Source organism: Congzhengia minquanensis (genome assembly GCF_014384785.1).
In the GTDB taxonomy this organism is placed as follows: Bacteria; Bacillota; Clostridia; order UBA1381; family UBA9506; genus Congzhengia; species Congzhengia minquanensis.
This window is the reverse complement of sequence record NZ_JACRSU010000006.1, coordinates 58,466-72,517: the sequence shown is the minus strand read 5'-3', so window position 1 is coordinate 72,517 and position 14,052 is coordinate 58,466. Positions and strand designations below refer to the sequence as shown.

Sequence of the window (14,052 nt, the reverse complement as noted above, 5' to 3'; positions counted from 1 at the left end):
AAGCAAACGGGGTGCTGATTTATGACTTGGAGCGAAAAATATACACAGGAATTTCAGCCGGATTTAAATGCAGTTGCAGAATATATAAATAGCCCGCTGTGGACGGAACTACTTAGATTTATGGAAGAAACCTATGGAGTTACGCCGAAGATTGAATACAGTAAATGCAGCGGAGCGCCAGGCTGGAACGTAAAGTTAAAAAAAGGAGGCCGCGCGCTTTGCACGCTGTATCCGGAAAAAGATGTCTTTACGTGTCTGATATGCATCGGCAGGAGAGAAGTGGCAGAGGCTGAATTGGTTTTGTCTTCGCATGAGGCGCTAAGAGTGCTTTATGAGAACACAAAACCGTTTAACGGTGCAAGATGGTTAATGATTGCGGTAACTGATGGCGATGTGTTAAATGTGGTAAAAAAATTAATCACTATTCGGGCCTGTGTGAAAAAATAAATAAAAAAGCGGCGGTTTTCATACCGCCGTTTTTTTATTTTAGCTGTTGATATAAATTCTTTAAGCTGGGGTAAAGGGACTGATAAAGCCCATATACTGCTTGATAAGCCCCATGTTCCGTTTCATTTGGCACAAAGGTTTTGCCGCCTCGAATCAGCGCCTTGCAGGCGCTTTCAACAGTGTCAAACGCCCCTGCCGAAACAGAGGCTAAAATTGCCGCGCCGTAGGCCGGGCCTTCAGAGCAGGCAACGGTTTTTATTTCTGTTCTGTAAACGTTTGAGAGCATTTGGCTCCAAAATGGACTTTTTCCGCCGCCGCCGCAAATCGTCATGTCGGAAACCTCGGCTCCGGTTTCCTTTAAAAGGTTTACACAGTCGTAAAGCGAAAAGGACACGCCCTCTAAAATAGCCCGCAGTAAATCGGCCTTGGTGTGCATGGCGGAAAGACCGAAAAATACGCCCCGTGCGTCTGGGTCTAAGTGCGGTGTGCGCTCACCCATTAAATAGGGCAGGTAAACCAAATGGTTTGCCCCGATGGGGGAGGTTTTTGCCTTTTCGTCTAATAGCACATACACGTCGGTGTTTTGTTTTTCTGCATTCATTGTTTCTAACTCACAAAAGTTGTCGCGGAACCATTTTAAAGAAAGCCCTGCCGCCTGGGTAACACCCATAACGTGCCACTTGCCCGGCACGGCGCAGCAAAAGGTGTGAATGCGCCCCTTAGGGTCAATCAGCGGCTCGTCGGTGTGGGCAAACACCACGCCGCTGGTGCCGATGGTGGTAAACGCCCTGCCGTTTTCTACAATGCCCGTTCCCACAGCGGCTGCGGCATTGTCGCCTGCACCGGCTGCCACCGGCACGCCGCGGAGACACGCAGGCACATCGGTTGATTTCACAAAGCCTGAAACCTCGGGGCTTTCATAAATTTTGGGAAGAAGTGATTTGTCAATTTCTAAAGCGTCCAGCACCTCGTCGCTCCAGGTTCTGTTTTTTATGTCCATCAACTGCATGCCGCCTGCGTCGGACACATCAGTGGCAAACTTACCGGTAAGCATAAAACGGATATAATCCTTTGGCAATAGGATATGACGGCATTTTTTAAAGTTTTCCGGCTCGTTATTCTTTACCCACAGAATTTTTGCGGCCGTAAAGCCCGACATGGCCGGAGCGGCTGTAATGGAGAACAGCTTATCTACACCTACTGTTTCCGTCATTTCAGCGCACTCTTTTCCTGTGCGCTGGTCGCACCAGATAATGGCCGGGCGGATTACCGCGTTGTTTTCGTTCAGCATTACCAAACCGTGCATCTGCCCGGTGAGGCCGATGCCGCAGATTTTGTCAATGCCCTCGCACACGGCAGACAACGAAAGCTTGGTTGCCTCCCACCAGTCTGACGGGTTTTGTTCCGCCCAGCCGTTCTTCGGCTGCTGCATGGGATATTCCTCTGTGTGGGTGCGGTGAACTGCGCCTGTTTCGTCAATTAAAACCGCTTTTGTGCCGGAGGTTCCCACGTCAATTCCAATGAAATACATGCTATCCCTCCCTGTCAAATTTAATCGTAACTGTTTCGCCTTTCTTTAAGAACACCTTTTGAAATCCGCACAGATTTTTGTGGGGAATATATTCAAACTTAAGGGCGGAATACCAGGTGTCGAAAGGCCCTTTGTTCGTCAGCTTCACGGTGTTTTCGTCAATTGGCTCTTCCGTGATTTCAGAATAGGTCAGCCCGTGGCCGAACGGGTAGAGCGGTGTTCCGCGGAAAAATTTATACGTTCTGTTTTCCATAGAATAATTTTCAAAATCGGGCAGGTCTTCTGTAGTTTTGTAAAAGGTTACAGGCAGCCTGCCGCTGGGTGAGGTTTTGCCAAAAATAATATTCGCTAAAGCTTCGCCGCCCATTGCTCCGGGATAAAAGCACTGGAGCACCGCATGGCAGTCTTTGTCCTGCTCGGTTAGGGCGATGCAGCTTCCGCTGACGTTTACAAAGATAACGGGCTTGCCCAGTTTTATAATTTCGCGGTACAGCGTTCTCTGGGAAGGCGGCAGTTCAATGTCTATCTTGTCGCCGCCGGCAGAGCCGTTGTAATTGTCGGTTTCCTCCCCTTCTAAAGATGGATTTAAGCCGCACATCATAATTACTACATCTGCATGCCGCGCAGCAATAATGGCCTCACGCAGGGGGCGCTCCACCGCACGGTGCACCTCGTCGTCAAACAGGTGGCTGCCGCGGGCATAATAAACCTTGCCCTTTGCCTGGCTTTGAATGCCGGCGAGCAGTGTTGTATAGCGGGAGGGCGTGCCGTTATAGTTGCCCAAAAGCACAGTTACATCGTCTGCAACCGGGCCGATTACCGCAATGTTTTGATTGGGCGACAGGGGCAAAATGCCGTCGTTTTTTAACAGCACAATGCTTTCCTCCGCCATTTGAAGATTCAGTTTCGTGTGCGCTTCGCACTCCACCACGTCGTAGGGAATGGCGTCATACTCACAGTCGTCATCAAACATGCCCAAACGGAAGCGGGCGGCAAACAAACGTTCCACCGCGGTGGTTATGGTTTCTTCTGAAATCAGCCCCAAGGCCACCGAGGTTTTCAGCCACTTATAGGTTTCGCCGCAGTTTAAGTCGCACCCGTTGTTCACCGCTAAGGCCGCGCTCTCGGCTTCGTTGTTCGTAATGTGGTGGTGCTGGTGAATGTCGCAGATGGCGGCGCAGTCTGACACCACATAGCCGGAAAATCCAAACTCGCCCCGCAAAATGTCTTCTAAAAGGGTTTTGCTGGCACAGCATGCTTCCCCGTTTACACGGTTATATGCTCCCATAACTGCCGACGGGTCGGCATGGTCAACGCAATATTTGAATGCCCAGAGATAGGTTTCATATAAATCTTTGTCGCTCACCTCGGCATTAAAACCGTGGCGCAGGGTTTCCGGGCCGCTGTGCACGGCATAGTGCTTAATGGTGGCGTCAAGCTTTCTGTATTTTCCCTCGCCTTGCAGGCCCTTAACAAAGGAAACGCCCATTCTGGCGGTAAGGTAAGGGTCTTCGCCGTAGGTTTCGTGTCCGCGGCCCCATCTGGGATCGCGGAAAATGTTGATGTTGGGCGACCAATAGGTAAGCCCCTGATAAATTTGCGTGTCGCCAAAGGTTTTATATTCATTATATTTTGCTCTTGCCTCGTCGGAAATGGCAGTGGCAACATCGAACATTAAGTCGGTATTAAAGCTTGCCGCCATGCCGATTGCCTGGGGAAAAACCGTTGCCGCGCCGGAGCGGGCTACGCCGTGCAGACACTCGTTCCACCAGTTGTAGGCCGGAACGCCCAGGCGCTCGATTGCCGGGGCTTCATACTGCATTTGGGCAATTTTTTCTGCCAGCGTCATTTTTGAAACCAGGTCTTTTGCGCGTTCTTCAAAAGTCATATAAAAAATCCGCCTTTCTGTTTGTTTTTACCGTTTCATTTCGTCATAACACATCAGTTCCGTAAAGGTGAGCAGCAGGCTGGTTTCGCACCAACAGGAGCAGCAAAACACACCGCCGATGTTTTGTTTTCCCTCCCAGTCGCTCATGTTGACGCGTTCACAAATAAATCCTTCAGGGAGCAGTTTTGGCGTATCGTCCCAGGAATAAATCGGACGTTTCTTTGTTGAAACGCATTGGGGAATGAAAAATGCAATATCTTTAATCAGTTCTAAATATTCGTGGTTTCCCGTATAGCGCCAAAGCTTATAAAGACTGTCGCCCGACAGGGTGCAGATACCCGGTGCAGAATGCTTATTCTGAATATTTGCAAACACACTGCCCACCGTGTTGATGCCAAGTCTGTAAAACTCACTGTTTTTTGGGAAAAGATAAGGGTATGTTACCACCCAGCTTGCGGCCAGATGCGCGCAGCTTTCGGCATAACGCAGCCATTTTTCCTCCTTTGTGACCTCGAAAAGCGTCACACAGCTTTCCAGCATGGCGAAGGCGCTTTCCGAGTCAGGTGCTCCTAAAATTTCACCCGGGCCTCCTGTGGTAACGCCGTTTTCAATATCTCTGTGATAGTAAAAATCACAGGCGCGTTTTGCGGTTTCAAGATAGACAGGTTCGCCGAAAAATTCCCATGCAAGGGCCAAACCGCCGATTGCCATTGCTCCTGCGGTGCTGCTTTTTACCACGAGTTCGCCGGTTTCGATGTTGATAAACTGACCGAAGGTTCCGAACTGCTGAAAAAGCGTTACAAAGGCGTCGGCACATTTTTTTGTGCCTGTGATCCAATGAGGTTTCGGATTCATAACCCGAAAGTGCCGGAACAGATGATACAGCACATCTGCGCTTTTTCGTATCATGTGGAGATGTTCCATACCCGGTGTGTGAAAACTGTCGTCTTCGGTAATGCCGTTTTTGATGTAACCATAGAAAAAACCGCTGTTTGCCTGGTGGGCAAACAAATAGTCTAAAGTGTTAATTGCCCGTTCCTTTGAAAGCGCGTTTCCGCACATGAACAGAGGAAGACTGGAGATGGCGCCGCCGCACCAGCCGCACTGCCAGATTTTTGTGATTTCGGCATAATATTCGCCGGAATAATTATAGCTGTTAAATTTATCCTCCTGCATGTCCCACAGTGCGTCGGTGTATAAGTTTTCGGGACGGGGACCGGAAAGCAGGCATTTTCTGTTTTTAAAAAAGCAAGTAAACAGCGCAATTATGTTTTCACAGGGAAAGGAAACTATTTTGTGTTCCAGCGTGAAGGTTTCGCCTTTTTTTACCGCAATGCCGCTGTCGCAGTTCGTTTCGTGTTCCCGGCAAAAACGGTAAGCGGTTGTTCTGTTTGCAGGATAGGAAACGGTGATGCGGCCTTTTTCTACCCGGAATCCTAAATTTTCGCCCTTTATCTCCTGTTTTGTAAACAACATAAACGCCTGTTTTTCTTTTGGATTCAGCACACAAACGCAGGGAACCGACATATCTCCTGCGGTAACTTCAATGATTCCGCTGCCGTCGGGAGCGAGTGCAGGCACATCGGTAATGAGCTGCCTGTCGGTTTCCTCCGGCTTGTACATAGGCGGATAAGACCGTTTTACTTTTTCGTATCGATTGCCGTTATAGGCACAGGCAGGCATAAGAAGATAGAATTCGTCTTCCCAGTGGTCAAAGGTGACGTTCATTTCAAAGAAGCATTGGTTCGTATCTTCTGCTGCAGTAAATGTGGTTTTGCTGCTGTCTGCCCGGCAGATTCCAAAAGAGGAAAAAGCGGTGATTTCGTAGTTCATAGGAGCACTCCTTTTTTATTTTCCGAACATAATATCGTTTAAAATGCTTTCTAAATATTCCTGCCTGCCGCTGGCTTCGTCTGCAACGCTGCCTAAAGACAGCGCATAGTCGGATAGTGCGCAAAGGTCGGTTTGTTTGTTTTTAATTTTTTCACCGATCCCCATATCAAACGAAGCATAGCGGTTTTTTGCGAACGCGTCGATGCGGCCGTCTTTTATCATTTTGTCCGCAATTTTCAGTCCCAAGGCAAAGGTGTCCATTCCGGCGATATAGGCAAGGAACAAATCCTCGTATGTATGGGAAGCACGGCGTACTTTTGCATCAAAATTCAAGCCGCCGTTGGTAAAGCCGCCATTTTTTAACACCTCATACATGGCCAGGGCCGCGTCATACACGTTTGTGGGGAACTGGTCGGTGTCCCACCCCAAAAGCGGGTCGCCCTGGTTGGCGTCGATAGATCCGAACGCACCGTTAATCCGTGCCACGCGCAGCTCGTGCTGAAAGGTGTGGGCGGAAAGGGTAGCGTGGTTTGCCTCAATGTTCAGCTTAAAGTCTTTTTCTAAACCATATTTGCGCAAAAATGCCAAAACGGTGGAAGCGTCAAAATCATACTGGTGTTTGGTGGGCTCTTTTGGCTTAGGCTCAATGTAAAAATCGCCCTTGTAGCCCTTGCCCCGGGCATAATCCACCGCCATTTCCATTAAATATGCCATGTTGTCAAGCTCAAAGCCCATGTCGGTGTTAAGCAGTGTTTCATAGCCTTCCCGGCCGCCCCAGAACACATATCCCATGCCGCCCAGCTCAAGGGTAATGTCAATTGTTTTTTTTATCTGCGCCGCGGCATAGCAATAAACGTCTGCGTTGCAGGTGGTTCCTGCCCCGTGGGTGTAGCGCGGGTGGTTAAACAGGTTTGCCGTGCCCCACAGGCACTTGATATGATATTTCTCCATTTGTTCTTTAATAAGCGGAACAATTTCGTCTAAATTCTGCTGAAATTCCTGTAAAGAATTTCCCTCGGGCGCTAAGTCCTTGTCGTGAAAACAGAAGTATTCAATTCCCAGCTTGTGCATAAACTCAAACCCGGCCAAAACTTTGTTTTTGGCAACCTCCATGGGCGTTTTACCGCCGAATGTTTTGTCTGCTGTGCCAATGCCGAACATGTCGGTTCCGTCGCCGCAGAGTGTGTGCCACCAGCTCATGGCAAACTTTAAATGCTCCTTCATAGGCTTTCCGCAGATTTCCTCCTCGGGGTTATAGTGGCGGAACGCAAACATATTTTCAGAATTTGCGCCTTCATAGGCAATTTTGGGTACGTTAAAAAACTCGTTCATATTTACTCTCCTTTTTATTCAATGAAATTCTTGTTATAAGTCAATCATACCATTGTGTTTCATTGAAGTAAACACAATTATTGTTTAATTTGCGACACTTATTGCTTTTTTATAAAAAGTGCGGTACAATGGAACATAAGAGGTGTGGCAGATGGAAAATGCTTATTTTGAAGAGGTTCACAGGGCAGAAAAAGGATATCCTTACATCAATCCCGACACGGGGAACCTAAGCTATGTGGTTCATTTTCACGACGAGGCGGAAATTGACTGCGTGCGGGAGGGGGAAACGGTTGTCGTTTGCGAAAGCGGAAGTTTTGAGGCAAAGCAAGGCGACATTTGCCTGTTTATGCCCGGCGAGCTTCACGGATTTGTGAGCCGGGGCGAAAACAATATTTTTGTAATGAAAGCGGTGGTAACGGGCGCTGAGGGACAGGAAGGTTTTTTAGACCTTTCTAAAATCAGGCTGCTGAAAAACGTTATCACAAAACGGGATGCGGTGTATCAGAAATTGCTTTCCTATGTGCAGGATATTCAAACGGAGCACGCGGGAAAAAAGCCTGGTTTTGAATATGCGGTGAACGCGCTGTCGCTGTCGGCTTTTGTGGAGGCACTGCGGGGCGTGGGATTTCGCGCCGTAACCACAAAGCAGTCGGCACAAATTGCAGAGAGCATGAAGCTTTTGCGCCACGCGGAGCGGTTTGTGGAACAGAACTATATGCGGCCGGTATCTTTAGAGGAAATGGCGGACTACTGCAACTTTTCAAAATATTATTTTTCCCACTACTTTAAAAAGGTGACGGGGGTAAGCTTTTTTTATTACCTAACGGTATATCGTTTAGAGCGTGCCATGGGTCTGATGAAATCTACAAACCACAGTATGACAGAAATTTCTTATCAGTGCGGGTTTGGCAGCACGCGGTCGTTTAACAGGCTGTTTAAAAAGCATTTTGGAGTAACGCCCACAGAGTTTCGTGACCAGTGAAATATATCTTTGTTTTACACAAAAAATAATGTGAAATGTTATGGAAGCAAGTTGAAGAACGCGATATAATGAATGGCAAATAAAAAAGAGAGCAGGTGGCATTTTGTTTGAAAATATTACCCTGGAAATGAGCCTAAAGCCGTTTAAAAAGACAGACGCTCCATTTATCAAAACCGTTTGCGAAACTGCATTTTCGCAGTGGAAACCGCTTTTAAAGAACGCCGAAACCGTTTCGGTGCTGCTTTGGTGTGCCGACGGGTCGGAGCTTTTAGACTACCGCGGCAGCTTAAACGACGAATTTGAATGGTGTTATTTTTTAGGCGGCGCCAATCAGCGGGAGAACCACCCGCCGGAAATTGACCCCGAGGGCAAGGGACTGCACACCAGAAACTATCTTTACACAAAAAATCCTCCCAAAATGACCTACCAAATTTTAAAAGAAATTATCTGCGCGTTAAAAACTGCGGGGAAAAAAGTGCTGGGGGAGGACAAACAGATTTTGGTTGGCGAAACGGTGGACCCCGGGCCGGAGTTTGCCGTTTCAGATTTTAAATATAACCGCCATAACGAAATTTGTCTGGGGCAGGACATGGGCAAGGGAACCATGATTTGCGCCCACGCGCGCCTGAAAGGCGACAACGTTCACTATGCCGGTTTTCCAAACGGCATACCCAACGGGCTTCCGTTCGGCACGTTTTTGGGCCGGCAGGCTCAGGCGTTTTTAAGCGACCTGGGGTTCGACTATTTGTGGCTTTCTAACGGATTGGGCTTTGGACGCGAAACCTGGAGCACACACGGCGCAATTTTTGATGGCGAGCGGTTCGACGCCACAGCGCTTCCTGCTGTGAAAAAGGAGGTGCTGGAATTTTGGAACCTGTTTCGTGCCGAGTGCCCCGACTTTCCGGTTCAGACCCGTGGCACAAACATGTCTTGCGGCATTGACATGGCTTCAGACGGCGTGCCTCTTTCTGCAATTTACAAAAACGCCAAAGGCGTTCTTCCGCCGCCAAACTCGCCCTGGGCGGCCCTGAATTTTGATTTTGGCTTAGAGCTTATGGGGCACATGTCGCGAATTGCGGAGCTGCCGGCCAACGAGTTTATGTTCCGCTACTACATTCACGACCCCTGGTGGGTGAACTCGCCGTGGTATGACCGGTATGGCGGCCAGCCCCACGACATTTATCTTCCCGGGGCGTTGTCGCGGATTGATGAAAACGGGAAAATTGGCCTGCCGACGCATTTTAACATTTTATCTATTGACAACTCCTTCGGCGACATGCCGGAAAGCTGTGTATATGAGCCGCTGCCCCACATTTTAAAGGCAAGAAAAGACGCCCCCGACGGGGTTTCGCCGTTGGTTTGGGTATATCCCTTTGCAGAATATGGCGAAGCAGACAGCGCAGAAGCGCTTTCCGCCATGTATCACGGCGACTGGTTCGTTCGCGGCGCAATTAATTGCGGCATGCCGTTAAACCAGGTGGTTTCCGGCGACATTTTTGCCGGGCTCAACAAGCAAATGTTTTGTGAAAGCGTGGTTATCACCCCTGTTCCCTTGGCGGGCAGCAGACACGAGCGCACGATGATAGACTATGCAAAAAACGGGGGAAAGGTAATCTTTTACGGCGGCGGGGGAAATGTGCCGGAGGCGTTTTGCGGGCTGTTTCCTACAGGGACGAAAGAGCAAAACGGCGTGGTTTGCCGCGGCAGCGCAGTTTGGGTGCAGTTCGGCGCAGAAGAAAAGCAAATGGTTTTTGCCTTAAAACACTTCGGAATGGAGCTGAGTTTCAGCAAGGCAAACAGTGCAAAGCCCCCGGTAATGACAATTCACAGGCACGACAACGCTTATATGTTTTCGGTATATTCGCCCAACACCACGGTGGAAACAAAACTGAAAATGCCCTTGGGCGCGCCGGTATTGATGGGATATGAAACCGAGGTGGAAGGCGGCACAGCCAGCTACCATTTTCCGAAGGCGGAGCACCGGGAATGCAGGGCTTTTGTAACCCAGAAAAGCGGCACGGTTGGCGCCCGTGAGGTTGCGCCGGTGAGCGCACAGTTCCGGCGCAGAATTGAGCTTTCCGGCTTAAACCACGCCACGGTGCGGCTGTTTGGTGAGCAATATTGCGCAGACAATCTTACCTGCGTGTTAAATTCCCAGCCGGATTTCTATTTTGTAGGCGACCCGTGTGAGGGAACGTATGTAACAGACGGCCACGGAACCTATTATGAACTTCGCGACGTTACGGGAACGCTGGTGTTTTCCATGCCCGTAAGGGAAGAAAGAAGTTAATAAGTTTTATTTGCATATGTCAGGTCTGCTTCACTGGGGAGTTTTGCGGAATATGCTTCGCTCATCAGCTTCACGGCAAGGTTAAAACCGTGCTGAAACATTTCTTCGCTTTCTATGGCTGACATGCGGGTATAAATAGACAGCATTTCATCAAAAAGGTCAAGTTGTTCTTCTTGGCCTATTTTTTTTGCCCATTTTTTCAAAATATTATTAACAGCTTCATCCTGTTTCCAAAATTCTATATTTTTTGGCACGTAATATTTTGTAGGGTCTAATTCTCCGCTGTAAAGTTTTTGTAAAAGTGTTTTCATTTTTTTTCACCTCAAAATTATTATAAACCTATACAAAAATTATTAACAGCGGTATTATTCTGCTGTATAATTAAATACACAGTAAATGGTATAATAAACTTGACTTAACTTTCGTTTCAAATGCTCTTAATGTCGCGTCTAGTTTATTATACCATTTTTATTTACCGTTTAAAATTGTCTAACTTTTTTGGGTGCTACATTCACGCTGCGTAGTATTTACAATATAGTTTCCATTCCAAACTTTTGCGGCTTTAAGCCGCACTTTTCATAAAATTTCTTTGCACTTTCATTACACGCCCACACGTTCAGCGTTACGTTGTAACACCCGCTATTTTTCGCAAAGTCTACAACAAATTCATAAAGCTGTTTGCCAATGTGCTGTCCGCGGAGGGCTTCGTCCACGCAGAGGTCGTCAATATACAGCGTTTTAATATCTGTCAGAATATTGTCGCCGATATGCTGCTGAAAAATGCAGAACGCATAGCCGAGAACGTTTTCACCGTCTGCGGCCACAAAAACCGGCCTTGCGTCGTCTGACAAAATTTGTTTTAGCTGGTTGTCGGTATATTTTTTTGCGTCCGGCTGAAACAAGTCCGGCCTGCCGTTGTGGTGCACCGCAAGTACTTGGCAAAGCAAACGGTTAATTCCGGCCATGTCCTTTTCTTCTGCGCGTCTAATCATCATTTGCAACCGCTCCTTTTTTACCCATATTATAGCACAAACCCACCCGAAACACAAGGGCTTCGAGTGGGTTTTACCGGGAAAAATTTATACTTCGCCCTGAATGACATTTGCGCACATGGGCGGGGTCTTTTCGTAACGGGACTCCATTTTATGATATAGCTTTTGCGTGTCGCTGGTTTTGAAAAATTCCATCATTTCTAAAACATGCAGGGCCAGCGCTCCCGACGCTTTGTTTTCTCCGCTGGACAAAATGCATTTTGCCATGTCGCTCACCCCAAGCCCACGGCTGTTTTCTGAATAGTTGTGGGTGAGGGGCACTTCGCGAAAACCCGACCCGTCTTTCGTAGCGAGCAGAACCGGCCCGCCAAAGGTGTTGGGGTCGGGAACCAGCAGGGTTCCCCGGGTGCCGTAAAGCTCAATTCTGGGAAGGCTGGTTTTCGTTACGTCAAAACTGGTGGTTATGGTGCCGATTGCGCCGTTTTCAAACCGAATCATACCGGAAATATGGGTGTCGGTTTCAACGGCCATCTTCGTGCCAAACTTCTTTTCGCTGGTTATGGTGCGGTTTGGGAACGTAATTGAACCCATGCCGCAAACTTCTTCGGCGCCGCCCATTAAGTTCACCAGCGCGGTTAAATAGTAGGGGCCCATGTCAAACATTGGGCCGCCGCCCGTTTTATAATAAAATTCCGGGTCGGGGTGCCAGCTCTCGTGGCCGGGGCAAAGCATAAACGCCGCCGCACCCACCAAATCGCCGATGAAGCCGCTGTCAATCAGCTTGCGGCAGGTTTGAATGCCCGCACCCAAAAACGTGTCTGGTGCACAGCCTATGAGCAGCCCCTTTTTCTCCGCCAGGCGAACCAGCTCTTTCCCCTCGTCAAAGTGCAGGCTTAAGGGCTTTTCCGTATATACATGTTTTCCGGCCTCTAACGCCTTTTTGCAAATGGGGTAGTGGGACTGGGGTGTAGTGAGGTTTAAAATAATTTGAATTTCAGGGCATGCAAGCATTTCGTCCAACGTCATGATGTGCGGAATTCCATATTTTTCCGCCGCCTCTTTTGCACGGGCTTCGTCTAAGTCGGCGCAGGCATAAACATTGGTGTTTAAAAACACCGTAGTGAGATTTTGAAAATATATTCCGCTGATGTTGCCGCAGCCGACAACGCCAATGTTCACTTTTTCCATTATTCTGCTCCCTCCTTTATCGCGCTGCCCAGATAAGGCCGCGCTTCATCAGTTCTTTTGCTTCCGGAATGTCGAAAATGTCCGGCGTGTGGCCTAAGGAGTTATAATAAATTTTGCCCTTGCCCCATTTTTTTGTGAACACCACGGGCACGTCAACGTGTCCGTTTGCTGCGTGGGGGCCGTCGATAACGGGGAACGAGGTGGTGGCTAAAACATGCACCGCAGGGTCTGTGTGTATGTAATATTGCTCGCTGGTAACGTCAAAATCGCATATGCCCTCCGTCAGCGGACTGTCTGCGCTTTTTAAAATGTTAACGGTGTAGTGCGCCTCGGCATTGCCCGGGTGCGCCACCCACTGTGCGCCGGTGATGAACTGCCATGTGGTGTTGTTTCGAAACGCGTCGCACATGCCGCCGTGACAGCCGGCCATGCCAACTCCTGCCGCCACCGCCTGGCTGACGTTTTCTGCATACTCGTTCGGAATTTCTCCCATGGTCCAAATGGGCACAATGAGGTCATAGGTTTTTAATTCTTCTGCTTTTGCAAAGGCGTCTAATGAGTCAGACTTGGTAACATCAAATCCGGCTTCAGTGAGCCAGCCGCCAAACAGCTCAGACAGGGGAACGGGGTAGTGCCCCTCCCAGCCGCCATATACAATCAGTGCTTTTTTCATAAACGTTGTCTCTCCCTTTTTTATTTTTTGTTACGTCAAATTATAAGCCCCGCGTATTGTAAATGCAAGACAGATGTGATATAATCATAGACAAAATTGGTTTAAGGAGGAACGGCGCATGTTTTACCAGACACAGCCTGTGGCACGGGGCGGTAATTTTTCGTTGTCAAGAATGAAGCCCTGGAACTATCCGTTACACATGCACAGAAGTTTTGAACTGGTTTGCGCAACAAGCGGGGAGCTGTGTGTTACGGTGGAGCACCGCGACTATATGGCGGCGGCAGGGGAGGCGGTGTTAATTTTTCCGCACCAGCTTCACGGGTTTCAAGAAAAAGGCGCAGGGAACGGCTTTTTATCAATTTTTGCCCCGGAGCTGTGCGCGTCGTTTTACAACCGGTTTAAAAATAGCCTGCCGGTGGAAAATCTTATGCCGTTTACATATGACTTTGATAAAATTTCAGCCTGCAGCGACATTTTCAGCATTAAGGCGTTTTTATACAGCGCTTGCGCAGCAGCTTTTAAAACATTAAAATTTGTTCCCCGGCCCGCCAGGCAAGAGCGCACGCTTTTGGACAAAATTCTTGCCTTTGTTGAGGATAACTATAAGGAACCCTGCACGCTTTATGATGCGGCCAGGGAGCTGAAATATGACTATGGCTATCTTTCCAAATATTTTTTAAAAAACATTGGCACGTCTTTTAACGACTATGTTAACCGCCGCAGAATTTCAGACGCAACCTATCTTTTGCGCAGCGGCGAAAACACAGACATTGGGGAAATTGCCATGGAATGCGGATATGACAGCATTCGTTCGTTTAACCGCAATTTTAAAAAGATTTGCGCAAAAACGCCGAAAGAATATCGCGCCGGCATTGACTAAGGTTTTAAAAATTGAT

Annotated in this window: 12 protein-coding genes; 4 read left to right on the top strand and 8 right to left on the bottom strand. The window is 48.4% G+C overall.

Features of this window, described 5'->3' with window-relative positions; all coding sequences use genetic code 11:
- The first annotated feature begins 21 nt into the window (after positions 1–21).
- Positions 22–447, top strand: coding sequence for a DUF3788 domain-containing protein (locus H8698_RS12840; RefSeq protein ID WP_249313849.1), 426 nt, complete (start codon positions 22–24; stop codon positions 445–447).
- A 34-nt stretch (positions 448–481) separates the two neighbouring features.
- Here H8698_RS12840 and xylB read toward each other — a convergent pair whose 3' ends face one another.
- From xylB to xylA, 4 genes are read right to left on the bottom strand one after another with little or no spacing between them, the layout of a single operon-like run.
- On the bottom strand, positions 482–1,978 hold the full coding sequence (gene xylB, locus H8698_RS12835; RefSeq protein ID WP_249313848.1) for a xylulokinase: 1,497 nt from the start codon (positions 1,976–1,978) through the stop codon (positions 482–484).
- A 1-nt stretch (position 1,979) separates the two neighbouring features.
- Positions 1,980–3,866, bottom strand: coding sequence for a glycoside hydrolase family 3 C-terminal domain-containing protein (locus H8698_RS12830; protein ID WP_249313847.1), 1,887 nt, complete (start codon positions 3,864–3,866; stop codon positions 1,980–1,982).
- A 27-nt stretch (positions 3,867–3,893) separates the two neighbouring features.
- Complete coding sequence (locus H8698_RS12825) at positions 3,894–5,699, bottom strand: hypothetical protein (RefSeq protein WP_249313846.1); 1,806 nt, start codon at positions 5,697–5,699, stop codon at positions 3,894–3,896.
- A 15-nt stretch (positions 5,700–5,714) separates the two neighbouring features.
- On the bottom strand, positions 5,715–7,031 hold the full coding sequence (xylA, locus tag H8698_RS12820; protein WP_249313845.1) for a xylose isomerase: 1,317 nt from the start codon (positions 7,029–7,031) through the stop codon (positions 5,715–5,717).
- Between the two features lie 151 nt (positions 7,032–7,182).
- Here xylA and H8698_RS12815 point away from each other — a divergent pair, with 151 nt between their 5' ends.
- Together H8698_RS12815 and H8698_RS12810 are read left to right on the top strand one after the other, a co-directional pair.
- On the top strand, positions 7,183–8,013 hold the full coding sequence (locus H8698_RS12815; RefSeq protein WP_249313844.1) for an AraC family transcriptional regulator: 831 nt from the start codon (positions 7,183–7,185) through the stop codon (positions 8,011–8,013).
- A 103-nt stretch (positions 8,014–8,116) separates the two neighbouring features.
- On the top strand, positions 8,117–10,303 hold the full coding sequence (locus H8698_RS12810; protein ID WP_249313843.1) for a hypothetical protein: 2,187 nt from the start codon (positions 8,117–8,119) through the stop codon (positions 10,301–10,303).
- On the opposite strand, the gene H8698_RS12805 is transcribed toward H8698_RS12810, so the two are convergent.
- The 4 genes from H8698_RS12805 to H8698_RS12790 form a co-directional block, all read right to left on the bottom strand.
- Positions 10,300–10,614 carry a DUF6809 family protein gene (locus H8698_RS12805; protein WP_249313842.1) on the bottom strand — a complete coding sequence of 105 codons (315 nt, stop codon included), beginning with the start codon at positions 10,612–10,614 and terminating at the stop codon, positions 10,300–10,302. The two genes, H8698_RS12810 and H8698_RS12805, sit on opposite strands and share 4 nt — an antisense overlap.
- 216 nt (positions 10,615–10,830) lie before the next feature.
- Positions 10,831–11,298, bottom strand: coding sequence for a GNAT family N-acetyltransferase (locus tag H8698_RS12800; RefSeq protein WP_249313841.1), 468 nt, complete (start codon positions 11,296–11,298; stop codon positions 10,831–10,833).
- An 84-nt stretch (positions 11,299–11,382) separates the two neighbouring features.
- Positions 11,383–12,483, bottom strand: coding sequence for a Gfo/Idh/MocA family protein (locus H8698_RS12795; protein WP_249313840.1), 1,101 nt, complete (start codon positions 12,481–12,483; stop codon positions 11,383–11,385).
- A gap of 16 nt (positions 12,484–12,499) precedes the next feature.
- A complete protein-coding gene (locus H8698_RS12790; RefSeq protein ID WP_249313839.1) occupies positions 12,500–13,156 on the bottom strand; it encodes a ThuA domain-containing protein in 657 nt (218 codons plus the stop codon).
- 118 nt (positions 13,157–13,274) lie between these two features.
- Between H8698_RS12790 and H8698_RS12785 the strand changes: the two genes are divergently transcribed.
- A complete protein-coding gene (locus H8698_RS12785; protein ID WP_249313838.1) occupies positions 13,275–14,036 on the top strand; it encodes a helix-turn-helix transcriptional regulator in 762 nt (253 codons plus the stop codon).
- The last annotated feature ends 16 nt before the right edge of the window (positions 14,037–14,052 follow it).

Coding starts and splice junctions, on each gene's coding strand:
- xylB (WP_249313848.1), bottom strand. CDS start 1,978: ATGTATTTCATTGGAATTGACGTGGGAACCTCCGGCACAAAAGCGGTT.
- H8698_RS12790 (WP_249313839.1), bottom strand. CDS start 13,156: ATGAAAAAAGCACTGATTGTATATGGCGGCTGGGAGGGGCACTACCCC.
- H8698_RS12830 (WP_249313847.1), bottom strand. CDS start 3,866: ATGACTTTTGAAGAACGCGCAAAAGACCTGGTTTCAAAAATGACGCTG.
- H8698_RS12800 (WP_249313841.1), bottom strand. CDS start 11,298: ATGATGATTAGACGCGCAGAAGAAAAGGACATGGCCGGAATTAACCGT.
- H8698_RS12825 (WP_249313846.1), bottom strand. CDS start 5,699: ATGAACTACGAAATCACCGCTTTTTCCTCTTTTGGAATCTGCCGGGCA.
- xylA (WP_249313845.1), bottom strand. CDS start 7,031: ATGAACGAGTTTTTTAACGTACCCAAAATTGCCTATGAAGGCGCAAAT.
- H8698_RS12840 (WP_249313849.1), top strand. CDS start 22: ATGACTTGGAGCGAAAAATATACACAGGAATTTCAGCCGGATTTAAAT.
- H8698_RS12815 (WP_249313844.1), top strand. CDS start 7,183: ATGGAAAATGCTTATTTTGAAGAGGTTCACAGGGCAGAAAAAGGATAT.
- H8698_RS12785 (WP_249313838.1), top strand. CDS start 13,275: ATGTTTTACCAGACACAGCCTGTGGCACGGGGCGGTAATTTTTCGTTG.
- H8698_RS12805 (WP_249313842.1), bottom strand. CDS start 10,614: ATGAAAACACTTTTACAAAAACTTTACAGCGGAGAATTAGACCCTACA.
- H8698_RS12795 (WP_249313840.1), bottom strand. CDS start 12,483: ATGGAAAAAGTGAACATTGGCGTTGTCGGCTGCGGCAACATCAGCGGA.